The organism is Kribbella amoyensis (assembly GCF_007828865.1).
Taxonomy (GTDB): domain Bacteria; phylum Actinomycetota; class Actinomycetes; order Propionibacteriales; family Kribbellaceae; genus Kribbella; species Kribbella amoyensis.
This window is the reverse complement of the sequence record NZ_VIVK01000004.1, coordinates 113,489-138,331: the sequence shown is the minus strand read 5'-3', so window position 1 is coordinate 138,331 and position 24,843 is coordinate 113,489. Positions and strand designations below refer to the sequence as shown.

The 24,843-nt window shown below is 70.2% G+C and carries 24 protein-coding genes; 11 read left to right on the top strand and 13 right to left on the bottom strand.

Translation table 11 applies throughout. From position 1 onward, the window contains the following. Nucleotides 1–240: 240 nt before the first annotated feature. The 3 genes from FB561_RS37250 (at nt 241) to FB561_RS37240 (ending at nt 4,011) form a co-directional block, all read left to right on the top strand. Complete coding sequence (locus tag FB561_RS37250) at nt 241–2,604, top strand: immune inhibitor A domain-containing protein (protein WP_145814814.1); 2,364 nt, start codon at nt 241–243, stop codon at nt 2,602–2,604. A 106-nt stretch (nt 2,605–2,710) separates the two neighbouring features. After that, on the top strand, nt 2,711–3,232 hold the full coding sequence (locus FB561_RS37245; protein ID WP_145814813.1) for a PadR family transcriptional regulator: 522 nt from the start codon (nt 2,711–2,713) through the stop codon (nt 3,230–3,232). Further along, nucleotides 3,229–4,011, top strand: coding sequence for an alpha/beta fold hydrolase (locus FB561_RS37240; RefSeq protein ID WP_145814812.1), 783 nt, complete (start codon nt 3,229–3,231; stop codon nt 4,009–4,011). Before FB561_RS37245 ends, FB561_RS37240 begins: the two co-directional genes overlap by 4 nt. A gap of 67 nt (nt 4,012–4,078) precedes the next feature. Here the strand turns inward: FB561_RS37240 and hflX are convergent, their stop codons facing one another. Together hflX and dapF are read right to left on the bottom strand one after the other, a co-directional pair. Beyond that, a complete protein-coding gene (gene hflX, locus FB561_RS37235; protein WP_145814811.1) occupies nt 4,079–5,569 on the bottom strand; it encodes a GTPase HflX in 1,491 nt (496 codons plus the stop codon). A gap of 81 nt (nt 5,570–5,650) precedes the next feature. Next, nucleotides 5,651–6,499 carry a diaminopimelate epimerase gene (gene dapF, locus FB561_RS37230; protein ID WP_145814810.1) on the bottom strand — a complete coding sequence of 283 codons (849 nt, stop codon included), beginning with the start codon at nt 6,497–6,499 and terminating at the stop codon, nt 5,651–5,653. 22 nt (nt 6,500–6,521) lie between these two features. Here dapF and FB561_RS37225 point away from each other — a divergent pair, with 22 nt between their 5' ends. Continuing rightward, the gene (locus tag FB561_RS37225; RefSeq protein WP_145814809.1) at nt 6,522–6,809 is read left to right on the top strand and encodes a hypothetical protein; all 288 of its coding nucleotides are present in this window, start codon (nt 6,522–6,524) and stop codon (nt 6,807–6,809) included. Here the strand turns inward: FB561_RS37225 and FB561_RS37220 are convergent. Genes FB561_RS37220 through FB561_RS37200 form a run of 5 tightly spaced genes read right to left on the bottom strand, consistent with a single transcriptional unit; the run spans nt 6,799 to nt 12,433 of the window. After that, nucleotides 6,799–8,379, bottom strand: a complete 1,581-nt coding sequence (locus tag FB561_RS37220; RefSeq protein ID WP_145814808.1) for an N-acyl-D-amino-acid deacylase family protein — start codon at nt 8,377–8,379, stop codon at nt 6,799–6,801. The two genes, FB561_RS37225 and FB561_RS37220, sit on opposite strands and share 11 nt — an antisense overlap. Then, nucleotides 8,376–9,827, bottom strand: coding sequence for a Na+/H+ antiporter NhaC family protein (locus tag FB561_RS37215; RefSeq protein WP_145814807.1), 1,452 nt, complete (start codon nt 9,825–9,827; stop codon nt 8,376–8,378). The genes FB561_RS37220 and FB561_RS37215 overlap by 4 nt, the downstream gene beginning before the upstream one ends. Before the next feature lie 39 nt (nt 9,828–9,866). Further along, nucleotides 9,867–10,988 carry an o-succinylbenzoate synthase gene (gene menC / locus FB561_RS37210; RefSeq protein ID WP_145814806.1) on the bottom strand — a complete coding sequence of 374 codons (1,122 nt, stop codon included), beginning with the start codon at nt 10,986–10,988 and terminating at the stop codon, nt 9,867–9,869. A gap of 16 nt (nt 10,989–11,004) precedes the next feature. Next, a complete protein-coding gene (locus FB561_RS37205) occupies nt 11,005–11,664 on the bottom strand; it encodes a MurR/RpiR family transcriptional regulator (RefSeq protein WP_238335344.1) in 660 nt (219 codons plus the stop codon). Continuing rightward, nucleotides 11,657–12,433, bottom strand: coding sequence for a GNAT family N-acetyltransferase (locus FB561_RS37200; RefSeq protein WP_145814805.1), 777 nt, complete (start codon nt 12,431–12,433; stop codon nt 11,657–11,659). The genes FB561_RS37205 and FB561_RS37200 overlap by 8 nt, the downstream gene beginning before the upstream one ends. Nucleotides 12,434–12,577: 144 nt before the next feature. On the opposite strand from FB561_RS37200, the gene FB561_RS37195 reads away from it, so the two are divergent. Next, nucleotides 12,578–13,705, top strand: a complete 1,128-nt coding sequence (locus tag FB561_RS37195) for a M20/M25/M40 family metallo-hydrolase (RefSeq protein ID WP_202881034.1) — start codon at nt 12,578–12,580, stop codon at nt 13,703–13,705. A gap of 126 nt (nt 13,706–13,831) precedes the next feature. On the opposite strand, the gene ggt is transcribed toward FB561_RS37195, so the two are convergent. From ggt to miaA, 4 genes are all read right to left on the bottom strand, one after another. Continuing rightward, nucleotides 13,832–15,664 (bottom strand): gamma-glutamyltransferase, encoded by a 1,833-nt coding sequence (gene ggt / locus FB561_RS37190; protein WP_145814804.1) that lies wholly within the window; start codon nt 15,662–15,664, stop codon nt 13,832–13,834. A 97-nt stretch (nt 15,665–15,761) separates the two neighbouring features. Next, nucleotides 15,762–16,436, bottom strand: a complete 675-nt coding sequence (locus tag FB561_RS37185) for a hypothetical protein (protein WP_145814803.1) — start codon at nt 16,434–16,436, stop codon at nt 15,762–15,764. 10 nt (nt 16,437–16,446) lie between these two features. Then, entirely contained in the window at nt 16,447–16,965 is a 519-nt protein-coding gene (locus FB561_RS37180; protein WP_145814802.1) for a SigE family RNA polymerase sigma factor, read from the bottom strand. Continuing rightward, a complete protein-coding gene (gene miaA, locus FB561_RS37175; protein ID WP_145814801.1) occupies nt 16,952–17,923 on the bottom strand; it encodes a tRNA (adenosine(37)-N6)-dimethylallyltransferase MiaA in 972 nt (323 codons plus the stop codon). Before miaA ends, FB561_RS37180 begins: the two co-directional genes overlap by 14 nt. A 185-nt stretch (nt 17,924–18,108) precedes the next feature. Between miaA and FB561_RS37170 the strand changes: the two genes are divergently transcribed. From FB561_RS37170 to FB561_RS37160, 3 genes are all read left to right on the top strand, one after another. Then, on the top strand, nt 18,109–18,333 hold the full coding sequence (locus FB561_RS37170) for a hypothetical protein (RefSeq protein ID WP_145814800.1): 225 nt from the start codon (nt 18,109–18,111) through the stop codon (nt 18,331–18,333). A 92-nt stretch (nt 18,334–18,425) separates the two neighbouring features. Further along, nucleotides 18,426–18,668: an antitoxin gene (locus FB561_RS37165; protein WP_145814848.1), complete on the top strand. Its 243-nt coding sequence runs from the start codon at nt 18,426–18,428 to the stop codon at nt 18,666–18,668. A 103-nt stretch (nt 18,669–18,771) separates the two neighbouring features. Next, the gene (locus FB561_RS37160) at nt 18,772–19,221 is read left to right on the top strand and encodes an NUDIX hydrolase (protein ID WP_145814799.1); all 450 of its coding nucleotides are present in this window, start codon (nt 18,772–18,774) and stop codon (nt 19,219–19,221) included. 21 nt (nt 19,222–19,242) lie between these two features. Here FB561_RS37160 and FB561_RS37155 read toward each other — a convergent pair whose 3' ends face one another. After that, nucleotides 19,243–19,941: a phosphotransferase gene (locus tag FB561_RS37155; RefSeq protein ID WP_238335343.1), complete on the bottom strand. Its 699-nt coding sequence runs from the start codon at nt 19,939–19,941 to the stop codon at nt 19,243–19,245. Then, complete coding sequence (miaB, locus tag FB561_RS37150; RefSeq protein ID WP_145814798.1) at nt 19,922–21,397, bottom strand: tRNA (N6-isopentenyl adenosine(37)-C2)-methylthiotransferase MiaB; 1,476 nt, start codon at nt 21,395–21,397, stop codon at nt 19,922–19,924. Before miaB ends, FB561_RS37155 begins: the two co-directional genes overlap by 20 nt. A gap of 101 nt (nt 21,398–21,498) precedes the next feature. Between miaB and FB561_RS37145 the strand changes: the two genes are divergently transcribed. The 3 genes from FB561_RS37145 (at nt 21,499) to FB561_RS37135 (ending at nt 24,816) form a co-directional block, all read left to right on the top strand. Beyond that, on the top strand, nt 21,499–23,043 hold the full coding sequence (locus FB561_RS37145) for an amidohydrolase family protein (protein ID WP_145814797.1): 1,545 nt from the start codon (nt 21,499–21,501) through the stop codon (nt 23,041–23,043). 122 nt (nt 23,044–23,165) lie between these two features. Further along, nucleotides 23,166–23,927, top strand: a complete 762-nt coding sequence (locus FB561_RS37140; protein ID WP_145814796.1) for an amino acid ABC transporter ATP-binding protein — start codon at nt 23,166–23,168, stop codon at nt 23,925–23,927. Between the two features lie 49 nt (nt 23,928–23,976). Beyond that, nucleotides 23,977–24,816 (top strand): glutamate ABC transporter substrate-binding protein, encoded by an 840-nt coding sequence (locus tag FB561_RS37135; protein ID WP_145814795.1) that lies wholly within the window; start codon nt 23,977–23,979, stop codon nt 24,814–24,816. Nucleotides 24,817–24,843 lie beyond the last annotated feature (27 nt).

The window sequence follows — 24,843 nt, the reverse complement described above, 5'->3', positions numbered from 1 at the left end:
GTCTGCCAACCGGGCGGGCCGCGACCCTGCGTCGTCCTACTCCAGTGACCTGAGTGGTACTACTCAGACCCGCGTGCAGGATTCCCCGACGAAGCGGCGGGATTTTGCCCGAACCACTTCCTGGAAAGCCGGGTTTGCCCGTACTGTCGCGCAGAAGTACACGCTCGGGGGAGCACACGGTCACGCTGCGTCAAGTCACGAACCGCGCGTAGCGGGCCACATACCTGCAGGAGGGGAATCGTGCGCAAAGTATCCGCCGGGCTGTTCAGCCTGGCTCTGGCGGCGACGATCGGACTGAGCTTCGCCTCGTCCGGGTCCGCCGCCCCGCCCCAGGGCGCCCCCGCGGTCGGGACGAGCGAGCCCGCCGCGGTCTCCGACGAACTGTCCAGCCCGCTCGAGGACAAGCGCCGTGAGCTGCGCGAGGAGGCCCTGACCCAGGTCCTGAACGGCAGCGCCAAGACCGAGAAGCGCGGTGCCAGCACCGTGGTCAAGGTCGGTACCAAGGCGGCCGGTGCCCAGGGCAAGCGCAACGCCCAGGGCAAGGTCGACCAGTACGTCGAGCTGAACCGGGAGAAGACCGACCGGATCTTCGTCGTCCTGGCCGAGTTCGGGAACGAGCGGCACCCGAGCTACCCCGACCAGGACACCTCGCCGAACTTCCCCGGACCGGCCCGCTTCGACGGCCCGCTGCACAACGAGATCCCGGCGCCGGACCGCTCGGTCGACAACTCGACCGTCTGGCAGGCCGACTACAACCAGAAGCACTTCCAGGACATGTACTTCGGCGCCGGCAACTCGGTGAAGAAGTACTATGAGAAGCAGTCCTCGGGCCGCTACTCGGTGTCCGGCACGGTCACCGACTGGGTCAAGGTGCAGTACAACGAGGCCCGGTACGGCCGGTCGAACGGCTACCCGTGCGGCGGCAACGTCTGCAACAACACCTGGGCCCTGGTCCGGGACGCGGTGAACCAGTGGGTCGCGGACCAGAAGGCGGCCGGCCGGACGACGGCGCAGATCACCGCCGAGCTGAAGACGTTCGACCAGTGGGACCGCTACGACTACGACGGTGACGGCGACTTCAACGAGCCGGACGGCTACATCGACCACTTCCAGATCGTCCACTCCGGCGGCGACCAGGCCGACGGCGACCCGTGGCAGGGCGAGGACGCGATCTGGTCGCACCGCTGGTACGTCGGTCTGGCCGGTGGCCCGGCCAACAACCCGGCCGGCGGCGCCCAGCTCGGCGACACCGGTCTGTGGGTCGGCGACTACACGATCCAGCCGGAGAACGGCGGCGTCAGCGTCTTCGCGCACGAGTACGGCCACGACCTCGGCCTGCCGGACCACTACGACACCTCGGGTGCCGCGGTCGAGAACGGCGTGAACTGGTGGACGATCATGGCGCAGAGCCGGGTCGGCAAGCCGTCCGACGGCGGCATCGGCGAGCAGGCGGCCGACCTCGGCGCCTGGGACAAGCTGCAGCTCGGCTGGCTCGACTACGAGATCGTCAAGGCGGGTCAGACCCGGACCGTGGACCTCGGCCCGCACGAGTACAACTCGAAGAAGGCCCAGGGCCTCGTGGTCACGCTGCCGAAGAAGGAGAAGGTCAACGAACTGGTCCCACCGGCCGAGGGCAGCAAGTCCTGGTGGAGCGGTGCGGGCAACCAGTTCACCCACACGATGAACCGTCAGGTCACCCTGCCGGCCGGCGCCGCGAAGCTCACGTTCCAGGCGAACTGGGACATCGAGGACTGCGGTACGACCGCCTGTGACTACGCCTACGTCGAGGTGAACGACGGCACCGGCTACAAGCCGATCGCCGGCTCCATCACCAACCCGGACGAGGGCAACGGCATCGACGGCACCAGCGACGGCTGGCAGCCGGCCGAGTTCGACCTGTCCGCGTACCAGGGCAAGACGATCGGGCTGCAGTTCCGCTACACCACCGACCCGGCGGCGGGCGGCAAGGGCTTCTTCGCCGACGCGATCAAGGTGACCTCGGGCACGACCACCGTGGTCGACTCGGGCGCGGAGTCGTCGCCGGAGGGCTGGACCCTGAACGGCTTCACGTCCCAGGGTGCGAGCTTCACCAGCCTGCACGACAACTACTACCTGGCTTCGCACATCAACTACACCGCGTACGACCAGCACCTGAAGACCGGGCCGTACAACTTCGGCTTCGGCTCCGCGCTGCCGGACAAGGTGGAGCACTTCCCGTACCAGGACGGCCTGCTGATCTGGTACTGGGACACCTCGCAGTCGGACAACAACACCAACGAGCACCCGGGTGAGGGTCTCGTCCTGCCGATCGACTCGCACCCGACGCCGATCAACCGCCTCGACGGCCAGCTCTGGCGTCCGCGGGTGGCCGGCTACGACGCGCCGTTCGGCCTGGAGAAGGCGGACTCGATCACCCTGCACGTGAACGGTCAGCCCAGCTACATCCGCGGCCAGGACGCGGTCAAGACGTTCAACGACGGCAAGAGCTACTGGTCCCCGGACCAGCCGACGGCCGGCGTGAAGGTCCCGAACAACAAGGTCAACATCACCGTGCAGTCGCGCACCGGCACCTCGATGAAGGTGCAGGTCTCGGCCCGCAAGTGAGGCCCTGAGCACCAGCACCGGAGGCCCCGGGGAGTTCGCTCCCCGGGGCCTCCGGCCTGTTCTGGGCTAGTGGACAAATCATCTAGGTGTGTTGTCTACTAGCTGAGTGATCCTGCAGCGCATCATCCTCGGCTTCCTGGCGATCGGGCCGATGTCGGGCTACGACCTGAAGCGGCACTTCGACTCGACCGCGAACAACTTCTGGTCGGCCGACAAGGCGCAGATCTACCGCACCCTGGCGGCCCTCGTCGCCGACGGACTGGTCGCCGTCCGCAAGGTGCCGGGCGCGGCCGGGCCCGACCGGCAGGAGCACCGCATCACCGCCGCGGGTCGGGCCACCCTGCACGAGTGGCTGGTCTCCGAGCTCGATCGGCAACCTGAACGCGACGCCTTCCTGGCGCGCGTGTTCTTCGCCGGCGAGCTCGATGCCGCCGAGGTCGCGGAGTTGCTGGGCCGTCGCCGGGATGCGGCGCGTGCTCTGCTCACGAATCTCGAGACGATCCGCGACGAAGCTCCCGAGCCGGCCACCCGCGCCGAGCGGGTGCGACTCGCCACGCTCGACAACGGGCTCCGCCACACCCGGACCGAGCTGGCGTGGCTCGACGACGTCGAGAAGGAGCTGACATGACCACGGCGTTCCCCGAGGTGCACCCGGCGACCAAGAACGACGCTGACGACGACCTCCCCGTCGTACTCCTGCACGGCGGCAACGTGGCGAACTGGATGTGGGAACCGCAGCTCGACGCGTTGAGTCACCGCACAGTCGTCACACCCGACCTGCCAGGATTCGGGCGGCGTACCGAGGAGCCGTGGCCCGGGCTAGGAGGTGGGGCCGACGACGTCGTGACCCGTGTCGAGCACCTGACCGGGAGCCCGCGCTTCCACGTGGTCGGCCTGTCGCTGGGTGGCGCGGTGGCTCTTCATCTCGCTGCCAGACACCCGGGGAGCGCCGCGTCGGTCCTCGTCAGCGGTGCGCCGGTCCTGCCGGTGAAAGGGTTCTCGCGGGCGCTGGCGCGACTGCAGCTGACTTTCTGGGACTCCCCGTGGTTCTGGAAGGCGCTCGCGGCCGGCTTCCGGCTGCCCGCCGACTCCCGCGACCTCTATGTCCGCCACGGCCTCTCCGTCCATCGCGAGACCGCCCGCCGCATGCTCGACGACGTCCATGCCGGCGGCATCCCACCCGGCCTCACCAAGTACCCCGGCCCGCTGCTCCTGGTCGCCGGTGAACGCGAACCCCGGGTCGTCCACCGATCCCTTCAGGCGCTCGCCGCGGCGGTCCCCCACGCGCAGACCCGCCTGGTCCCCAAGATGCACCACATCTGGAACGTCGAAGACCCCCAGCGCTTCGACGCCACCCTCGCCACCTGGCTGGCCGGCGAGGTCTCCCCCGACCTGAGCCCCCTCTGAAAAGCAGAAGTCCCCGGGGAGCCGAACTCCCCGGGGACTTCTGTCGGTACTGCGCTGAGGACACGACCTAGCTGGTCGTCGCCACCTGGTACGGCGTGAGCTCGCCGGCCAGGGCCGGGTGCACCCGCGCCGTGAGGCGGGTGCCTTCGGCGGTGTGCTCGAGCTGGTCGACCGCGCCCTCGGAGTGGATCCGGGAGACCAGGTCGCCCCGGTCGTACGGCAGCAGCGCCTCGACCGCGATGTCCGGCTGCGGCAGGGACGCCTCGACGAGCTCCTTCAGCTTGTCGATGCCCTCGCCGGTCCGGGCCGAGACGACGAGCGCCCGGGGCTCCCGGTGCAGGACCGGTGCCAGCGCGATCGGGTCCGCCAGGTCGCCCTTGTTGATCACGATGATCTCCGGGACGTCGGTGGCGTTGATCTCGCCGAGCACCTCGCGGACCGCGTGGATCTGGGCCAGCGGGTCGGGGTGCGAACCGTCCACCACGTGCAGCAGCAGGTCCGCGTCCGCGACCTCCTCCAGCGTCGAGCGGAACGCCTCGACGATGTCGTGCGGCAGGTGCCGGACGAACCCGACCGTGTCGGTGAACGTGTAGACCCGGCCGTCGGACGTGGTGGTCCGGCGGGTGGTCGGGTCCAGGGTCGCGAACAGCGCGTTCTCGACCAGCACGCCCGCCCCGGTGATCGCGTTCAGCAGCGAGGACTTGCCGGCGTTGGTGTACCCCGCGATCGCCACCGAGGGGACCGCGTGCCGGCGGCGTTCCTGCCGCATCGTCGACCGGGTGCTCTTCATGTCCTTCAGCTCCCGGCGGAGCTTGGAGATCTTGGTGTTGATCCGGCGCCGGTCGGTCTCGATCTTGGTCTCACCGGGACCACGGCCACCGATACCGCCACCGGCCGCACCCACCCGGCCACCGGCCTGGCGGGACAGGTTCCCACCCCAGCCGCGCAGCCGCTGCTTCATGTACTGCAGCTGGGCCAGCTCGACCTGGGCCTTGCCTTCCTTGCTCTTCGCGTGCTGGGCGAAGATGTCCAGGATCAGCGCGGTCCGGTCGACCACCTTGACCTTCAGCCGGTCCTCCAGGTTGCGCAGCTGCGCCGGGGCCAGCTCGCCGTCCGCGATCACGGTGTCGGCGCCCAGCGCGGCGACCAGCTGGCGCAGGTCCTGCACCTTGCCGGAACCGATGAAGGTCGCCGGGTCCGGCTTCTTCCGGCGCTGGATCACGCCGTCGAGCACCTCGGAACCGGCCGTCTCGGCCAGCAGCTTCAGCTCGGTGAGCGAGTTCTCCGCGTCCTCGGCGCTGCCTTCGGTCCAGACGCCGACCAGCAGCACCCGCTCCAGCAGCAACTTGCGGTACTCGACCTCGCTGATGTCGGTCAGCTCGGTCGACATCCCGACCACGCGCCGCAGCGCCTGGCGTTCCTCGAGGTCGAGGCCCTCGGTCGATTGTTCGTAGTCGTACCCCGACGACGAAGTGTCCTCGTCGTCGAGCGCGTCGTCCTGGATCAGGTCGAGGTCGACGTCTTCGGTCTCTTCGTACGCGTTCGGTTGGGTCGTCATATACCTTCCATCGTGGCACGGGTCCCCCACCCAGGCGACCCGATTTCCCTGTTCAACGACCCCGTGGGGTCCCGAATTCCCCTATCCGGGCAGCCAGGACCGGTCGAACTCGCCGCGCGCGTGCACCACGGCGGGCCCGGTCAGCTCCACGTGGTTGTCCGCCCGCCACGTCACGGTCACCGCACCACCCGGTACGCCGACGCGGTACGTGACCGGCCGCTCCTGCCGAGCCGCGCGGGCCGCCGCCACGGTCACGGCGCACGTCCCCGTCCCGCAGGACCGGGTCTCCCCCGAACCCCGTTCGTGCACGCGCATACGGACCGCGTTCGGCCCTTCACGGACCACGAACTCCACGTTCACGCCGTGGGGGAACGCGGTTTCCGGCGTCCACCCGGGCTGGTCCACCAGGTGCCCCGGCTCGCGCAGGTCGTCGACGAACGCGACCGCGTGCGGATTGCCCATGTCCACGTGTACCGCGGGCCACTGGTGCCCGTTCGCCTCGACCACGATGCCGGCCGGTCCGGGCAGCCGCGGTTCGCCCATGTCGGCGGTGATGGTGCCGTCGTCGTTCAGCACGATCTCCTTGACGCCGGCGCGGGTCCCGACCCGGACCGGTTTGTCGCCGGCCAGGCCCGCCTCGGCCAGGTACCGGACGAAGACCCGGATCCCGTTGCCGCACATCTCCGCGATCGAGCCGTCGGCGTTGCGGTAGTCCATGAACCAGTCGCCGCCGTCCTCGACGTACGACTGCTTCGAGCCCTCGATCACCCGCAGCACGCCGTCGGCGCCGATCCCCGCGTACCGGTCGCAGAGGAACCGCACCACGGCGGCGTCGAGGTCCCCGTGGATCGTCCCGTCGGGGTCGGGCAGCAGCACGAAGTCGTTCTCGGTGCCGTGCCCCTTGAGCCAGGGGAAAGTGCCGGTGGTCATGCACAGATCGTACGGTTCGGTCATGACAGCGGAATCGGCAGACGAGGTGGTCGCCTCCTTCTGGGAGCGCGACGACGCCGACGCGGTGGCGGCCGAGCTCGGCGGCGAGGTCCGGCGGGAGCGGTTCCACGGCGAGGACGACGACGAGGACCACCCGTGGACCGTCGTCCTGCCGGCCGGTACCGACGCCGCCGCCCTGGACGAGTTGGTCGCCGAGTACGACGGCTGGCTGACCTCCACCGAGGACGAGGCCGCGCCGGATCAGGCCCCGCCCCCGCTTCCGACGGAGCCGCGCCGACTCAAGCGCTGACCGAGGTCTTTCGGAGGACCCGGCCCGGTCTGAGTCCGGTCGGTTCGCCGTCGCGAAGGACGGGCTCGCCCGCGACCAGGACGTGCTCGATACCGACGGACAGCTGCCACGGCTCGTCGTACGTCGACCGGTCGGCGACGCGCTCGGGATCCAGGACGACGAGGTCCGCGACCGCACCCGGGGCCACGACCCCGCGATCGGTCAGCCCGAGCCGCGACGCCGGCAACGACGTCATCCGGCGAACCGCCTCGGCCAGGCTGAGCACGCGCTGGTCCCGCGAGTACCGCCCGAGGACCCGCGGGAACGTCCCGAAGCTCCGCGGATGCGGGTGCCCGTCCCCCGTCGCCCGCAGGATCCACCCGTCACTGGCCACGCTCGTGTACGGGTGCCGCAGGACCGCGACCACGTCGTCCTCGGCCATCCCGTGGTTGACCACGCTCACGGCGGCCTCGTGGTTCTCCAGGACGCGCAACGCAGCCTCGGTCCCGTCCACGCCGTCACGCTGACCGATCTCGGCGAGGCTGAGCCCGCGGCATTCCTCGTACCGGCCCGGCGGCAGCGATGCGATCACCACGTTGGCGGGATCGAGGACGGACTGTTCACGGACCGCGGCCGCGACCCGCTCGCGTTCGGCCGGGTCACCGAGACGGGCGAGGAGTCCCGCGGTACCGCCTTCCATCGTCCACGTCGGCAGGCGGGCCGTCAGCGTGGTGCTCGACGCGGTGTACGGGTAGACGTCACAGGCGACGTCGAGGCCGTCGGCGCGAGCCTGGTCCATCCGCTCCAGGGCGGCGTGGACGCGCCCGTGGTTCGCCGGGCCCATCGCCTTGAGGTGCGAGACCTGCAGCCGCGCACCACCGGCGCGGGCCGCCTCGATCGCCTCGTCCAGCGCCTCCAGCAACCGCGGTCCCTCATTGCGGATATGCGTGGAGTACAACAGGCCGCAGTCGGCGGCCGTCGCCACCAACGCCGCGACCTCGGCCGGCTCGGCGAAGGTACCGGGTGCGTAGATCAGTCCGGTGGAGAAGCCGACCGCACCGTCCTCGGCCGCCTGCCGGAGCAACGCCTGCATCCGGGCCAACTCGTCCTGGTTCGGGGGCCGCTCGGCACCACCGAGGACGGCGAGGCGCAGTGCGGAGTGACCGACCTGCAGCGCGACGTTGATCGCCAAGCCGACGCCGTCGAGCGTGTCCGCGAATCCCCTGCCGTCCTGCCAGGACCAGCTGCTCTCGGGCGACAGGAACGCCGTCCCCGCTCGCATCTGAGCCAGGTCGGCGATCGGGAACGGCGACCAGCCGCAGTTGCCGGTCACCAGCGTCGTCACCCCCTGGTACAGCTGAGTGATCGCCTCGGGACTCGCCTCCGCCGAGAAGTCCGCGTGCGAGTGCAGGTCGATGAAGCCCGGCGTGATGACGTTGCCCCCGGCATCGATCACCTCGGTACCGGCCGGGGCCTCCGCGTCGGCCGGCAGCACAGCCGTGATCCGGCCGTCGTCGACGAGTACCGTCGCCGGGACCGCGTCGGACCCGGTGCCGTCCAGGACGAGGCCGTTCGTCAGGGCCCGGCTCATGTCGTCACCAGCAGGATCCCGGCGTACATGACACAGGCCGGGATCAGCATCAGCCAGCCGGTGATCATCATGTTCTTCAGGTTCGAGGACCGGGCCAGGCCCATCGAGCCGACCATGTTGGCGTTCGGGAACGGCCCGTAGGTGTCGGCCTTCGACGCGAACAGCAGCACCACGACCCAGGCCGCCGGACCGACCCCGGCACTCGCGGCGAGCGTGCCGAACACCTTGTCCAGCAACACCACCTGCGCCGCCGTCGCACCCGGGACACCGACCCAGCCGAGGACGGCGATGGCGATCGCGACACCGAACCCGGACACGGTGGCGAGCTCCGGGCCGATCGCGTCCAGGATGACCTGGAACGGCGCCAGCTTGTCGATCAGTGCGAAGAGGGCCGCGAGCAACCAGAACAGCAGCAGGATGCTGATCAGCTTCGCGCCGCCGCGGTACATGTGCTCGGCGATGTCGCGGGCGGGCAGCCGGCCGGCGACGCCGGTGACGACCCCGAGCAGCGGCAGCGCGAGCAGCGGGAAGTTCGTCCCCGCCTCGGTGATCGTCGCGTACACGACGCTGGCGAGCAGCGTCACCACGAACGCGATCGTCGCGGCCCGCGGCGCCCGGGCCGCGCCGGCCCCGTCGTCGCCGACGAGCTCGCCCAGTTCGTACTCGTCGCCGGTACCGGCCGTGCGGCGCTGGATGAACGCGACCACGAACGGGCCGAGGATCAGGGACAGGATCGCCAGCGGCCCGGCACCGTAGCCGAGATAGGTGAGGTACCCGACGTCGGCGGCGGTCATGATCGCCACGTTCGACCCGGCGAACGGCGCCACGGTCAGGCCCGCACAGCCACCGATGAACAGCATCGAGGCCGTGGCCGACCGGGTGTAGCCGAGCCGCGCGGTGATCGGCAGGACGATCGGCGCCGCGATCGCCAGCGCGCCGGCCAACGTCCCGAGGCTCGCGACCAGGATCAGGCACGCGATCATCACGCCGAGCACGACCGCGGTCCGGTTGCGGTCCCCGACCACGCGCATCACGCCGTGCACGATCGTCGAGGCGACGCCGGTGACCCGGAGTACCTCGCCGACGCCGGCGCCGAGCACGATGATCAGGCCGATCGCGGTGACCGAGTCGGCCAGCGATTCACCCAGCAGGGTGCCGGTCTCGAGTGGACTCAGGCCGACGATCAGGACGCCGGACAGGACCGCGAGGACGGTTCCGACGACGATGTCCATGCCGAGCAGGCAGAGCACGGCGTACAGGACGATCGGCAGCAGACCCCACAAGGTGGGGCCGTCCGTCGCCAGGCCGGCGATGACGGAGGCCACCAGACCGATGACGGCCAGCAGGTTCACCACCCGGCGACGGCCCGGTGACAGCTGGACGTCGTACGCGTTGGCGTCGCGGGCTTTGGTGTCCGGGGTGGTTGTGGTGCTCTTGTCCTGGCTCATCAGGATCCTGTTCTGTCGTGACCGGGGGCGGTCGGCGCGTCAGAGCTTGGCGTTGACGCTGGTGGTGGCGACGGTGTTCGCGGCGATCAGGGCGGTGTCGACGGCGTGGCCGAGGCCGGGGGTCCCCGGGACCTGGACGATGCCGTCACGCGCGACCACGGGCGGGGTGATCACGTCGCGCGCGTAGTACTTCTCCGAGGCCGACACGTCGGACGGCAGGGTGAAGCCGGGCAGGCTGGACAGCGCCACGTTGGCGGCCCGGCCGATGCCGAACTCGTGCATGCCGCCGCACCAGACCGGGATTCCGACCCGCGCGGCGAGGTCGTGGGCCGCGCGGGCGGCGGTCAGGCCACCCATCCGCGAGACCTTGATGTTGAGCACCCGCAGGGCTTCCAGCGCGACCGCGGTCTCCAGGTCGGCCAGTGTCTCGACGCTCTCGTCCAGGCAGACCGGGGTGTCGATCGCGCGTTGCAGGCGGGCGTGCGCGGGCAGGTCACGGGGTGCGAACGGCTGCTCGATCATCGTCAGGCCGAACTCGTCCAGCGCCAGCAACGCGGCCAGGTGTTCGGCCGACTCGGTGTAGATGCCGTTGGCATCGACATGGAGATCGAGGTCGGGGTACTCGGCGCGGACCGCGCGCACCGGCTCCACGTCCCAGCCCGGCGCGATCTTCAGCTTCACCCGCGGGTACCCGGCGGTCAGCTGGCGCCGGACCTCGGTGAGCAGCTCGTCGATCGTGGGCTCGATCCCGAGGGACACCCCCGCGGTCACCTCGGACCTGGTCCCGCCGAGCGCCGCGGACAGCGGTACGCCGTGCACGGTGGACCACAGCACCCACGCGGCGACGTCGACACCCGCCTTGGCGAACTGGTTACCGCGCACCTTCTCCCAGTACCGCGGCACCTCGTCGGGGGTCTCCCACTCCTGCCCGACCACGGCCGGGAGCAGGTACTTCTCCGCGATGTGCCAGCACGACTCCACCGTCTCGGGCGCGTAGTACGGGTCGGACGGGGACGCGATCTCGCCCCAGCCGATCGCGCCGTCGGCGTCCTCCAGCTCGACCAGGATGTGGTCCAGGCCGGCCTTGCGGTGCGAGCTGGTCCGGAACGCGTGGACCAACGGCAGGTGGACCCGGTGCAGGCGGGCGGCGGTGACACGCACGCGTGTTCCCCTTGCTTCAGTCGTGGACATAGAGCCCCAGTTCGGTGTTGAGCCGGTCCCGCTCGCCGAGGCGGCGCCGGGCCCCCTTCGCGCTCGCGGTGGTCAGCGTGGCCAGGACGTGCAGCACCGACGCGACCACGGTCGGCGAGTCCACGTACGACGCGCTCCCGGTGGCCACGTAGATGCACTGGTTCGCTATCCCGGCCAGCGGTGCGTCGTCGTAGTCGGTGATCGCGACCAACTCGCCGCCCGCCTCGACGAACCGGCGAGCCACCTCGACGGTGTCGCGCCGGTACCGCCGCAGCGAGAACGCCACCATCAGGTCGCTGGACCGGACGTCGGACAGCACGTCGACACTGCGGACGACGGTGCCGTCGATCAGCGTGACCTGGGACAGTCCCGCGCTCAGGTCGAAGGCGAGCAGGGACGCGTACGAGAAGGACTTGCTGGAGCCGACGATGAACCGGCGCCGGGCGGCGACGATCCGCGCGGCCGCCTGGGCGATCGAGTCGTCGGCGAGGATCAGGTCGAGCGCCTCGGTGATGGAGGCGCGCTCCTGCTCGACCACGCGGCGCTGGAGCAGCGTGGACGAACGCCGCTGCAACCGGGCGTCGTACCGCTCGTGCGGGCTGGCGAGCTCGCGGTTCTCGGCCCGCCGGTCGTCGATCTCAGCCACGGCCGGCCTCCTCGACCGGGGCGAAGAAGTACACCGCCGTCGTGGCGTCCACCCGGCGGCACGACACCGCGGCCGCGCCCTTGCCGAACAGGTCGGTGAAGGTGGACCGGACGTCCCGCCGTACCCGCTCCGCGACCTCGGGCCGGGTCACGGTCAGACCGGCGAAGTCGGCGGGCAGGGCGAGCCACAACTTGTCGGCGTCTCCACCGGGGAGACCCCAGTCGGCCTCGGTGAGCTCGGGTGGTTCGACGGGCGCCGGTGGCTGCACGTCGGCCCGGCGCAGGTCCCACTCGACGACGACGCGGTCCACGCCCGGTCCGTACATGTCCTGCTTGAACCAGCGACCGCGCGCACCCAGTACGTCGAAGTTGAAGTGGGCGTTGCGGGTCTGGAACGGATCGTACGTCCAGCGCATGTGCGTCATCCCGTACTCCAGGGCGACTTCCCGTTGTGCACGCTTGAGCAGGCGGCCGAGGCCTTTGCCCTGCTGGTCGGACGCCACCACCGCGGACTGCGAGTAGTGGTAGGTACTCCGGCCGTCGGTACCGCAGAAGCCGTACGCAACAGCGACGAGGCGGTCCGTGGTGTCCAGCACTCCGACGACGGAGCCGCCGTTGCCGACCAGGGCACCCAGCAGGCGGGGATTCAGCGCATAGTCGCTGTCCTGGTAGCCGAAGACAGCACGGTAGAGCGCGGCGGCCTCCGCGTACTGCGCCGGCGTGGTGAGCGTGACGGTCCGGAATCCGTCCGCGCGGGGCTGCCCTGTCATCGGTCTCCTGGATTGCAAAGATACGTAACGGATCTTGTTGCCGTCCCGAGTAAAACCCCACTGGACGGCTGTGGTCAACGACTGTCCAACAGGCGAAACCCGGCGGGAGACGGGACGTGGTTCGTGATGATACGTTCACTATCCATGAGCACCGAGGGGAATCAGGGTGAGGTCGGGCGGATGCTGGCGCGGTTGCGCGAGTACGTCGAGCACGAGACACCGACGGGGGAAGCCGACGCGCTGAACGCGTTCGCCGATCGCCTCGTCGCGCGGTACACCGAGCTCGGCGGCACGGCCCGACGGGTGCCCTCGGCAACGGGTGACCACGTGGTCGCGGACTTCCCCGGCCGTGGCCCGCGCGCCGACGAGCCGCCGGTGTTGTTCCTCGGGCATCACGACACCGTCTGGCCGCTCGGCCACGTGGACGGGCCGATGCCGTGGCGCGAGCAGGACGGGATCGTCCACGGGCCTGGGGTGTTCGACATGAAGGGCGGGCTGGTGGTCCTGGAGACCGCGCTCGCGCTCGTCGCGGACGCCGACCACCGGCCGGTACGGGTCGTGGTCACCGCGGACGAGGAGGTCGGGTCGCCGTCCGCCCGTGAGCTGGTCGCCGAGCAGTCGGCCGGGGTGCTGGCCGCGTTCGGGCTGGAGCCGCCGCACCCGAGCGGCAAGCTGAAGACGTCCCGCCGTGGCAGTAGCCGGGTCCGGATCGAGATCACCGGCCGCGAGGCGCACGCCGCGCTGGATCCGGGATCAGGAGTCTCCGCGATCGACGAACTGATCGATCAACTGACGGCGGTGCGCGCGCTGGTCGCGACGTACGAGCAGGTGTTGTGCAACGTGGGCACCGTGTCGGGCGGGGGCAGGACCAACGTGGTCGCGGGGAGCGCGGTCGCCGAGCTCGGCTTCCGCTTCGTCGATCCGGACACCGAGCGCGCCGTGCTCGACGCGGTGCGCGCACTCCAACCGATCCGGGACGGCGCTCGCGTCAAGGTTTCGGTGATTTCCAGCCGGCCGGCCTGGCAGCCCTCGGCGGCGGTCGAAGAACTCCTCGCGAAGGTCGCCGCGGCGGGCCGTACGGTCGGTCAGGAAGTAGGGGGACGGGCCGCGGCCGGCGCGGCGGACACGAACCTGACCGGCTCCCTCGGCATCCCCAGCCTCGACGGCTTCGGCCCGATCGGCCAAGGCGCCCACGCGTCCCACGAACAGATCCAAGGCGCCGACCTGCCCAACCGCGCCGCCCTGGTCGCCGCCGTCATCACCGAGCTCTGACAGCCCAGCGCCACACCTGACGGTGGCGAGAGGTCTACTACGGGCGTCCCCCAGCCACCAGCCCGGCTGCAGCCGGCCGTCCTCCCCCGCCACCTGCAAGGGTGGCGGGGGCGATTCGGGTTGGGGTCAGCGGGGCCAGAGTTGGTGGAGGGTGCCGGCCGATCCACCGCCGCGGCGTTTGGGCTCTGCCGCGGCGAGGTAGCCGCCGCCTGGGAGGACCTCGAGGGCTGCGACCGCGCCGATCTCGGCCGCCGAGGTGAGGGCGTCACCGGCGAGAACCAGCTTGTGCCCGTACGGCTTGAGCGAGGCGTCGTACGCGTCGATGAAGGCCGGTTCGGCGGTGACGTTGGCGGTGTTGCGCTGCGAGGCTCGCGGTGCGGCGACCGCCTCCGGCAACGTCATGCCGCGGTCGAGCCGGTTCGTCAGGGTCTGCAGCACCGTGGTGATGATGGTCGACCCACCCGGCGAACCCAGCGCGAGGAACGGCTTGCCGTCCCGCAGCACGATCGTCGGCGACATCGAGGACCGCGGCCGCTTGCCCGGCTCGATCCGGTTCGGGTCGGCCTCGTCGTACACCGCGGAGAAGTCGGTCAGCTCGTTGTTCAGCAGGAAGCCCCGGCCCGGTACCGTGATCCCGCTACCACCGGTCTGCTCGATCGTCAGCGTGTACGACACCACGTTGCCCCACCTGTCGGCGGCGACAAGATGCGTGGTCGACAACCCTTCGGTGTCCGGGCGCTCGGTGGTCGCGACACCCGGCGTGCACGGCGAGTACGAACCGTCCGGCGATCCCGCCTTGACCGGCTTCACGGCCGCCGTCTTCGGGTCGATCTGGCAGGACCGCTCGGCCCCGAAGCCCTTCGACAGCAGCTCCTTGGTCGGTACGTCGACGTACGCCGGGTCGCCGACGTACGCGCCCCGGTCGGCGAACGACAACGCGGACGCCTCGAGGTACGTGTGCAGCGCCTGCGGCGTCGACTGCTTCGCCAACTGCTGCGGCGCGAGGATGTTCAGCGCCTCGCCCACCGTGGTCCCGCCGGACGACGACGGCGCCATCCCGTACACGTCGAGCCCGTCGTACCGGACCTTGGTCGGCGCCTGCTCGACCACCTTGTACTTGGCCAGGTCACCCGTGGTCAGGTGGCCCGGCATCACCGGCAACGTGGTGCCCGGCGTCTTCGGCGGGCTGGTCACCGCGGCCGCCATCTCGGCGGCGAGATCCCCACCGTAGAAGGCGGACAGCCCCTTCTTGCCGATCAGGTCGTAGGTCGCGGCGAGCTCCGGGTTCTTGAACACGGACCCGACCTGCGGGGCGTCGCCGTTCGGCAGGAAGAGCTTGGCCGTCGGCACGACCGCCGAGAAGCGGGCCTTGTTGTCCAGGGTCTGGCTGCGGAAGGTCTGGTCGACGACGAAACCGCGCTCGGCCAGGTCGGTGGCCGGCCGCAGCGCCTTCTTCAGTGACAGCGAGCCCCACGACCGCAACGCCTTGTCCCAGGTCGCCAGCGTGCCGGGCACACCGACCGAGACGCCGGAGGTGACGAGCTCGGGGAAGAAGTTGTACGGCTTGCCGGTCGCCTCGTCGATGAACGCGTCGGTCGGCATCTCCGCCGGTGCGGTCTCGCGGCCGTCGATCGTGAACACCTTGCGCTGCTTGGCGTCGTAGTAGACGAAGTACCCGCCACCGCCGATGCCCGCGGAGTACGGCTCGGTGACGCCCAGCGCGGCCGCGGTCGCGACAGCCGCGTCGACCGCGTTGCCGCCGCGGCGCAGTACACCCAGTCCGGCGTTGGTGGCTTCGGGGTCGACCGACGCGACGGCGCCGCCGAAGCCGATGGCGGTGGCGTTCTTCACCGGTGGTTGCGGGGCGCGGGCGGCCTGCGCCTGCGTTCCTCCGGCGGTCAGGCCGGACAGGACGAGCGCTCCCAAGGTGAGGGAAGCGACCAGCTTCTTCGGTGTCACAGGGGTCCTCCGCGGGTCGGCGTTCAGGGACAAGCCTTGCCTACCGGCTCGCGGAGATCCGCGCCACTCGGCGCGCGTCAGCAGAGCGCGTCGTTGCTCAGGACAGGGTGCAGGAGTCGAGGAAGCGGCGGACCAGGTCGTCGGTCCAGTCCTGGTGCTCGACCGGGAGCTTCGCGACCAGCCAGCGCTCGCCCAGCTTCACCTGGCCGATCTCGCGGCCGCCGGAGCTGCCGACGTGGAACACCTTGCCGTCCTGCTCGGTCACGCGGATCCCGCTCAGGCTCTGCGGCTGGTCGGACCGGGACAACTCCACCTGCGCGGCAGTGTCGGTGTCGGACGTCCGCACACTCGGCGGATTCAGGACCACGCGGTCACCGGTGGGCTCAGCGGTCCAGCCCTGCGGAGTGAGGGTGCAGCTGACCCCGCTCCACGCCTGCCTGTTCGCGGTCAGCCGCAGCACCTGGTCGGAGTACATGGACATCGTCGCCGGGGTCTGCGCGGGCTTGGCCTCGCCCGGCTGCGGGGCCGAGGTGGCCGGCGGCGGTGCCTGGTCGGTGGCGACCTCCGCCTCGCCACCGTCCCACCACTTCGCCTGGTTGCCGGCCACGAGGACCGCGGTCGTCGCCGCGGCGATGCACAGTACGCCGGTGGTCCGGCGGCGCGCCTTGATCCGGCGCAGCGCGCGGCGCCCGCGCGCCACGTCCGCGTCCACGTCCGCCGGTGGCAGGCCGTCGACCGACTGGTCGGCGAACTGCTCCAGCAGCCTCTTCACGTCGTCCACTTCAACTACTCCCGGTCGCCGGATCGTCAGCCGTGTCGGCCATCAGATCCTTCAGTCTCTTCAGCGCTTTCGCGGTCTGGCTCTTCACGGTGCCCTCGGTGCAGTCCAGGATCCGCGCGCAGGTGGCCACGTCGAGATCCTGGAAGTACCGCAGCACGAGGACGGCACGTTGCCGCGGCGCCAGGTCGAGCAACGCCCGGCGGACGGCGAGCAGGTCCGCCGGGTCGGCCTCGTCGTGCCGGCGCGGCTCGAGCACCTCCCCGGTCACCACCTCGGGGTGGCGGCCGGCCCGGCGGCGCTCGTCCAGGAAGGCGTTGACCAGGATGCGGTGCGCATAAGGTCCGGCGCCCTCGTGCCGGATCCGGTGCCAGTGCACGTACACCCGGGTGCAGGCGGTCTGGACCAGATCCTCGGCGGTGTGCACATCCCCCGCGGTGAGCAACATCGCCGTTCTCATCAGTCTGCTGCGGTCCGCGAGCAGGTACTCACGGAACTCGGCCTCACGGTCACCCCCTCGCATCGACAGCCCCCGTGCCTTCCATCCCGACTACGCCAGGGGCGGCCGTTCGGTTGCCTCGGACCACGGCCAGCGCCTGGTCGAGAAGATCGGGATCGTCGTAGCGCAACCAGGTGATCCGGGGATCCTTGCGGAACCACGAGTCCTGCCGGCGGGCGAACCGCCGCGTCGCCTGGGCGGTCCGTTCCCGTGCTTCGGCCTCGGAGATCTCACCGCTCAGCAGCGCCACGACCTGGGGGTACCCCAGCGCGCGATTCGCAGTCCGGCCCGCCAGCAGCCCGTGCCCGAGCAGTTCGCGGACCTCGTCGACGAAGCCCTGCTCGAACATCCGGTCCACCCGCCGGCCGATCCGCTCGTCCAACTCGGGCCGCGGGACGTCCAGACCGATCTGGACCGCGCCGTCGTACACGTAGGTGTGCTCCGGCAACGTCGCGACGTACGGGCCGCCGGTGATCTCGACGACCTCCAGCGCGCGGACGATCCGGCGGCCGTTGCTCGGCAGGATCTGCGCGGCCGCGGCCGGATCGACCTCGGCCAGCCGCCCGTGCAGGACGCCCGACCCTTCCGCCTCCAACTCGGCCTCGAGTCGCTCGCGGACGGCGGCGTCGGTGCCGGGGAAAGCGAAGTCGTCCAGGATCGCGCGGACGTACAGGGCCGAGCCGCCGGCCAGCACCGGAACCACCTGACGGCGCAGGCAGTCGTCGATGGCCGCCCGGGCAAACCGCTGGAACTCGGCCACCGTGGCGGTCGCGGTCACGTCGAGGATGTCGAGCAGGTGGTGCCGTACGCCCTGGCGCTCGGCCTCGGTGATCTTGGCCGTGCCGATGTCCATCCCGCGATAGACCTGCATCGCGTCGGCGTTCACCACCTCGCCGCCGAGGTGCTTGCAAAGGGCAACTGACAGGTCGGACTTGCCGGCGGCGGTGGGGCCGACGACGGCGACAACGGGTGGTACGGCCATCGGTCCAGTGTGACAGTGTGCGGCCACCAGGTGGCGGACCGGCGTGAAGTCTGGGACAAGACGGACCGGCCGGGGTTGTTGGTGACCCTGTTGTTGGCTAGAAAACAAGGGACGGTTCCGGACCGCAACTGGCGGCGATTCGGGGGGCCGACCAAGATCGCCAGCACACACTCGGAGGTCACCGCGTGACGAATCAGTTCGAGGAAGAGGCCGACGCGGCCAAGGAAGCGCTGAACCTGGAGGAGACCGCGGACGCGGCCAAGCGCAGCGGCGGCGACGTCGAGCTGAAGGCGAGCGGCGGCGACGTCGAGGCGCCGGGGAACGGCAGCGACAGTGGTGGGGACGTCGAGAGCGGTGGCGACGTGGAAAGCGGCGGTGACGTCGAGGGCGGCACCGGCGGCGGAAACTGAAACAACGTCCCACACCTCGGGCCCAGTAGGTGGAATCATCACCGCTAGCTGTCTGTAAGCAGTTCACTACGCTAGGAATGGGAGCCCCCGAGATGGGCATCTTCGACAAGTTCAAGGGCAAGGCCGAGGACCTCAAGGACAAGGCGGCCGACGTGGTCGACCAGCACGGCGACAAGGTCGGCGAGGGACTCGACAAGGCCGGCGACTTCGTTGACGAGAAGACCGGCGGCAAGTACGGCGACAAGATCGACAAGGGTGTCGGCGTCGCCAAGGACAAGCTCGACGGTCTGGACGGCCAGGACGACGACATCAACAACGGGCCCAAGCCCGCCTGAGCCGCCCCACCCGCAGCACCCGGAGGGCCGGGGGAAGCACACCGCTTCCCACCGGCCCTTCGCAGTGTCCGGGGGCGTCCGTGCGGGGCACTAGGGTTTCGGCATGGACGGATTCCAGGTGATACCGGCGGCGTACGTGGTGCTGCGGCGCGGTGACGAGGTGCTGATGTTGCTCCGGGCCAACACCGGCTACATGGACGGGTACTGGGCCGTCCCGGCCGGTCACGTCGAGCGCGGCGAATCGGTACTGGAGGCGGCCCGCCGCGAGGTCCGCGAGGAGGTCGGGGTGGAGATCGACCCGGCCGACCTGGTCCCCCTCACCGCGATGCACCGCACCGGCGGCACCGGCCTGCCGATCGACGAGCGCGTCGACTTCTTCTTCACCACCTCCCGCTGGACCGGCGAGCCACGCATCGTCGAGCCGGACAAGGCGGCCGGCCTCGACTGGTACTCCCTGGACAAGCTGCCCGACCCAGTCGTCCCGCACGAGGCGCGGGTACTGGCCGGAGTCCGCGACGGCGAGCTCCCCGCGGTGATCGCGGAGGGTTTCTGAGCCGGCCGGATCACCGATCCCTCAGCGCGTGAGGTGGGAGCGGATGAGCTCCTCCTGTGCGGGGAGCAGCGCGAGCTCGTCGGGGGTGAGCGTCACGTTGTTGCTTCGGGCATCGAGAGCCGCGGGGAGCGACGGGCTCGGGTCGATCGTGTTCGCGAGGTAGGCGGCCAGAGCTTCGCGGAGGTGGTCCGACAGCTCGGCGAAGGAGGGATCCAGGGCCACCTGGGCGAAGATGATCGCCGTCATCGCCACGTCGAAGGTCGCCGGGCCCTCTTCGGCGTTGCGCCAGTCGATGACCTTCGGGCCGTCCGCGGTCAGGATCACGTTGAGCGGATGGAGGTCGCCGTGCACCACGACCAGCCCGTCCGCACCACTCGGCGCCGGAATCTCCTGGAGCCGGCGATGCAGGTCGGCGTGCAGCTCGCCCAACTCGGTCGGACTGAGCTCACCGGCGGTCGCCGCTTCACCGAGCGTGGGCCCGGTCAGCCGTTCGAGCACCATGTCGGCGCCGTCGACCTCGTACACGGCCGGCACCGGGTAGTCGTACTTCGCCACGTGCCGCATGTACTCGGCCTCGTCGCGGACCGGATGACCGTTCCGGTACCGACGCAGAACGCGCCCGTCCGGCAGGGCGTACACGTCCGCGTCTCGTCCGAAGGCGAACGGCTCGGCACCGGGCGGCAGGTTCACGGGATACGGATCAGCCGGCCTGGCAGCCACCGGTCGCGGGCTCCATCGGCTTGGCCCCGAGCGTCGGCATCCCGAGCATCACACCCGGCGCCGACGCGGCCGGCGCACCCTGGGCCGCCTCCCACGCATCGCCCGCACGGGTCCGGCGGACCGCGCCGAACTTGTCCGCGACCAGGTGATGCGGCGCCGCGTACGTGACCTCGACCGTCGCCAGATCTCCCGGTCGCGGCGCGTCCACGCCCTCGGGCAGCGCGAAGTGGACCAGCCGGTTGTCCCGGGCCCGCCCCGACAGCCGGTGGGTGGTGGCGTCCTTGCGCCCCTCCCCCTCGGCGACGAGGACCTCCAGCGATCGGCCGACGACGAGCTTGTTCTCCGCCCAGGCCATGTCGTCCTGCACCGCGACCAGCCGCTCGTACCGGTCCTGGACGACGTCGCGCGGGACCTGGTCCTCCATCACCTCGGCCGGAGTCCCGGGGCGCTTGGAGTACTGGAACGTGAACGCCCCCGAGAACCTGGCCTGCCGGACCACGTCGAGCGTGCCCTGGAAGTCCTCCTCGGTCTCGCCGGGGAAGCCGACGATGATGTCCGTCGTGATCGCGGCATCCGGCATCGCGGCCCGGACGTCTTCGATGATCTTCAGGTACCGGTCCCGGCGGTACGAGCGGCGCATCGCCTTGAGCACCGCGTCGGAGCCGGACTGCAGCGGCATGTGCAGCGACGGCATCACGTTCGGCGTCTCGGCCATCGCCTCGATCACGTCGGCGGTGAAGTCGCGCGGATGCGGCGAGGTGAACCGGACCCGCTCCAGGCCGTCGATCGTGCCGCAGGCGCGGAGCAGCTTCGAGAACGCGTACCGGTCGCCGAACTCGACGCCGTAGGAGTTCACGTTCTGGCCGAGCAGGGTCACCTCGAGCACGCCCTCGGCGACCAGCGCCTCGACCTCGGCGAGCACGTCGCCCGGCCGGCGGTCCTTCTCCCGGCCGCGCAGCGCGGGCACGATGCAGAAGGTGCAGGTGTTGTTGCAGCCGACGCTGACCGACACCCACGCGGAGTACGCCGACTCGCGGCGGGTCGGCAGCGTGGACGGGAAGACGTCGAGCGACTCGAGGATCTCGACCTGCGACTCCTCCTGGACCCGGGCCCGCTCCAGCAGCACCGGCAGCGAGCCGATGTTGTGGGTACCGAAGACGACGTCCACCCAGGGCGCCTTCTTCGTGATGCCGGCCTTGTCCTTCTGCGCCAGGCAGCCGCCGACGGCGATCTGCATGCCCGGCTTCTTCGCCTTCACCGGCGCCAGGTGCCCGAGGTTGCCGTACAACTTGTTGTCGGCGTTCTCGCGGACCGCGCAGGTGTTGAAGACGACCACGTCGGCCTGGTCGCCCTCGGGCGCGCGGACGTACCCGGCGTCCTCCAGCAGCCCCCGCAGGCGCTCGGAGTCGTGCACGTTCATCTGGCACCCGTAGGTGCGGACCTCATAAGTACGCATGACAGCCACCTAGAGTACGTGCCTTGGTGGACATAGCCCTACCTGGGTTTGGCTCCCTGGTACCCCTGCCTGGGCGGCGGCGGGAAAGAATAGTTAGGGGCATGAACAGTTCTCGCCGTCAGTTCCTCGCCCGTTCCGCCGCCGGGGCCGCCGCTGTCGTGGCCGGTGGCTCCTTCGCCTCCGCTTCCACCGCGCTGGCCCAGCCGCTCGCGACCACGGCCGCACCGCGGATCACCGCGCTCACCGACGTCACCGTGATCGACGTCGCCACCGGCCACCGCAAGAAGCGGCAGACCGTACTGATCAGCGGCGAACGCATCCTCGCCGTCGGCCGTGGTCTTCCCGTCCCCCGCGGCGCCACCGCGATCGACCTCCGGGGCAAGTACGTCATCCCCGGCCTCGCCGACATGCACGTCCACAGCCTCGGCGACGACCGCGTCTCCCCGCCGCTCTACCTCGCCAACGGCCTCACCACCGTCCGGGAGATGGCCGGCAACCCCCTCGTGTACGACTGGCGGGACCGGATCGCTGCGGGCACCCTGCTCGGTCCGCGGATGGTCGTCGGCTCGCAGATCATCGACGGCGACCCGACCCTGTGGGACCCGAACCTGCTCACCGTCAAGGTCGTCGCCGACGAGGCGGGCGCGCGGGCCGCCGTCCGCGCGGTAAAGGCGGAGGGCGCCGACTTCGTCAAGGTGTACTCGCGGCTCGGCGCCGCGGCGTACCGGGCGATCGTGGACGAGGCACGGCGGCTCGGACTGACCGTCCACGGGCACGGGCCGGACGCGGTACCGATCCAGCAGGTCAGCGCCGCCGGACAACGCAGCCTCGAGCACCTGCACGCGCTGAGTCTGTCCGTGTCGACGCGCGAGGCCGAGGTCCGCCGGATGCAGCTGGCGATCAAGGTGTCGACCGGGGACTACAACAGCTGGTTCCGCCAGATGCACCCGATCGAATGGCTCGCGGCCACCACGTACAGCCGGTCCCGCGCCGCCGAGGTGTTCGGCACGCTCCGCCGCAACCGCACCCGGGTCACGCCGACGCTGACGATGCACCGGGCTCTCGACATGCCGGACCACGTCACCTTCGATCCCGAACTCGGCAAGTACCTGAGCGAGGACTCCCGCTTCAGCTTCGACTACGCGATGGAGTACCTGTACAAGCCGAACCGTCCGGCCGAGGAGGTCGCGCGGCAGCGGCAGATGTGGGACTGGCGGCAACGGTTCACCCGCGAGCTGTTCGCCCACGACGTCCCCGTCCTGGCCGGCACGGACACGGGGACGCCGTACTCCGTGCCCGGGTTCGCCCTGCACGACGAGCTGGAACTCCTCGTCGGAGCCGGCGCCACCCCGCGCCAGGCCCTGTACGCCGCGACGGTGGAACCGGCCCGGTTCCTCGGTCTCGGGACCGACCTCGGCTCGGTCGAACCCCGCAAGATCGCCGACCTGGTCGTCCTGGACGCGGACCCACTGACCGATATCCGCAACACCCGGCGAATTCATAGCGTCATCACCCGCGGCCGGGTGATCTCGCCCGCGGCGCGCCGGCAACTGCTCGCCGACGTCGAATCCGCCGTGAAGGACCCGGCTCCGGCAGCGGCCCTGGCCGCGGGTGGCTGCTGCGGAACGCAGCGTCGCGAACACTGAGGACAACCGCTGAGCAGGCTGTGACCGATTCGTCACAGCCTGCTCCGTCGGATTGCAGATCGTTACCACCGTGGAACCGGGGGGCCGTGCAGGCCAACCCCCCGCTCCGCTAGGTTCACGCCATGAGCGATTCCGGCACCTTGACGAAAACTGGTCTGGTGACGCTGACCGACGTCAACAAACACTTCGGTGAGCTGCACGTCCTGAAGGACATCAACCTGTCCATCCAAAAGGGCGAGGTCGTGGTCGTGATCGGGCCGTCGGGGTCCGGCAAGTCGACGCTGTGCCGGGCGATCAACCGGCTGGAGCCGATCGACTCCGGTGACATCAGCCTGGACGGCCAGCCGCTCCCGAGCGAAGGCCGGGCGCTGGCTCGGCTGCGCGCCGACGTGGGCATGGTGTTCCAGTCGTTCAACCTGTTCGCGCACAAGACGATCCTGCAGAACGTCACGCTCGGGCCGATGAAGGTCCGGGGCGAGTCGAAGGCGGAGGCCGAGAAGAAGGCCCGCGCCCTGCTCGACCGCGTCGGCGTCGCCGTGCAGGCGGAGAAGTACCCGGCCCAGCTGTCCGGCGGCCAGCAGCAGCGGGTGGCGATCGCCCGCGCGCTCGCGATGGACCCGAAGGTGATGCTCTTCGACGAGCCGACCTCGGCGCTGGACCCGGAGATGATCAACGAGGTCCTCGACGTGATGGTCGGCCTGGCCCGCCAGGACATGACGATGGTCGTCGTCACCCACGAGATGGGCTTCGCCCGTAAGGCCGCGAACCGGGTGGTGTTCATGGCCGACGGCCAGATCGTCGAGCAGGCCGAGCCGGAGCAGTTCTTCACCGACCCGCAGACCAAGCGGGCCCAGGACTTCCTCTCGAAGATCCTCACCCACTGACCGTCCCCGCGTTCCCAGCGCAGTACCGAAACACTGGAGGAAACCAACCATGCGACAGCGGATCATCGCTGCCTTCGGCATCGCGGCCCTGGCCGCCACCGGCCTGGCGGCCTGTGGTGACGACTCCGGCGACGGAGGCTCCGGCGGCGGTGGCGACAAGGTCACCATCGGCATCAAGTTCGACCAGCCGGGCCTCGGCCTGAAGGAAGGGTCGAACTACACCGGCCTCGACGTCGACGTCGCCAAGTACGTCGCCAAGGAGCTCGGCTACTCCGACGACAACATCGAGTTCAAGGAAGCGCCGTCGGCCCAGCGGGAGACGCTGCTGTCGAACGGCCAGGTCAAGATGATCTTCGCGACCTACTCGATCACCGACGCCCGCAAGGAGAAGGTCTCCTTCGCCGGCCCGTACCTGGTGGCCGGCCAGGACCTGCTGGTCCGCGCCGACAGCGACATCACCGGCCCGGACGCCCTGAACGGCAAGAAGCTGTGCTCGGTGACCGGCTCGACCTCGGCCCAGAAGGTCAAGGACAAGTTCGCCAACACCGTGCAGCTGCAGGAGTACGACACCTACTCCAAGTGCGTCGAGGCCCTCGGCGCCGGCGCGATCGACGCGCTGACCACGGACAACACGATCCTGGCCGGTTACGCCTCGCAGGCCGCCAACCAGGGCAAGTTCAAGGTGGTCGGCAAGACCTTCTCCGAGGAGCGCTACGGCGTCGGCCTGAAGAAGGGCGACACCGAGACCTGCACCAAGGTCAACGACGCGCTGAAGAAGATGGTCGACTCCGGCGAGTGGCAGAAGGCGGTCGACAAGAACGTCGGCCCGTCGGGCCTGAAGCTGGACGCGGCGACGAACCCGCCGAAGTCCTTCGACGCCTGCGCCTGACCTGACCGGTGGGGAGGGACCCTTCGC

Bases quoted from the DNA above. Each gene is read 5' to 3' on its own strand.
- FB561_RS37240 (WP_145814812.1), top strand. From the start codon at position 3,229: ATGACCACGGCGTTCCCCGAGGTGCACCCGGCGACCAAGAACGACGCT.
- hflX (WP_145814811.1), bottom strand. From the start codon at position 5,569: ATGACGACCCAACCGAACGCGTACGAAGAGACCGAAGACGTCGACCTC.
- dapF (WP_145814810.1), bottom strand. From the start codon at position 6,499: ATGACCACCGGCACTTTCCCCTGGCTCAAGGGGCACGGCACCGAGAAC.
- FB561_RS37225 (WP_145814809.1), top strand. From the start codon at position 6,522: ATGACAGCGGAATCGGCAGACGAGGTGGTCGCCTCCTTCTGGGAGCGC.
- FB561_RS37220 (WP_145814808.1), bottom strand. From the start codon at position 8,379: ATGAGCCGGGCCCTGACGAACGGCCTCGTCCTGGACGGCACCGGGTCC.
- FB561_RS37215 (WP_145814807.1), bottom strand. From the start codon at position 9,827: ATGAGCCAGGACAAGAGCACCACAACCACCCCGGACACCAAAGCCCGC.
- FB561_RS37200 (WP_145814805.1), bottom strand. From the start codon at position 12,433: ATGACAGGGCAGCCCCGCGCGGACGGATTCCGGACCGTCACGCTCACC.
- FB561_RS37195 (WP_202881034.1), top strand. From the start codon at position 12,578: ATGAGCACCGAGGGGAATCAGGGTGAGGTCGGGCGGATGCTGGCGCGG.
- FB561_RS37180 (WP_145814802.1), bottom strand. From the start codon at position 16,965: ATGCGAGGGGGTGACCGTGAGGCCGAGTTCCGTGAGTACCTGCTCGCG.
- miaA (WP_145814801.1), bottom strand. From the start codon at position 17,923: ATGGCCGTACCACCCGTTGTCGCCGTCGTCGGCCCCACCGCCGCCGGC.
- FB561_RS37165 (WP_145814848.1), top strand. From the start codon at position 18,426: ATGGGCATCTTCGACAAGTTCAAGGGCAAGGCCGAGGACCTCAAGGAC.
- FB561_RS37160 (WP_145814799.1), top strand. From the start codon at position 18,772: ATGGACGGATTCCAGGTGATACCGGCGGCGTACGTGGTGCTGCGGCGC.
- miaB (WP_145814798.1), bottom strand. From the start codon at position 21,397: ATGCGTACTTATGAGGTCCGCACCTACGGGTGCCAGATGAACGTGCAC.
- FB561_RS37145 (WP_145814797.1), top strand. From the start codon at position 21,499: ATGAACAGTTCTCGCCGTCAGTTCCTCGCCCGTTCCGCCGCCGGGGCC.
- FB561_RS37140 (WP_145814796.1), top strand. From the start codon at position 23,166: ATGAGCGATTCCGGCACCTTGACGAAAACTGGTCTGGTGACGCTGACC.
- FB561_RS37135 (WP_145814795.1), top strand. From the start codon at position 23,977: ATGCGACAGCGGATCATCGCTGCCTTCGGCATCGCGGCCCTGGCCGCC.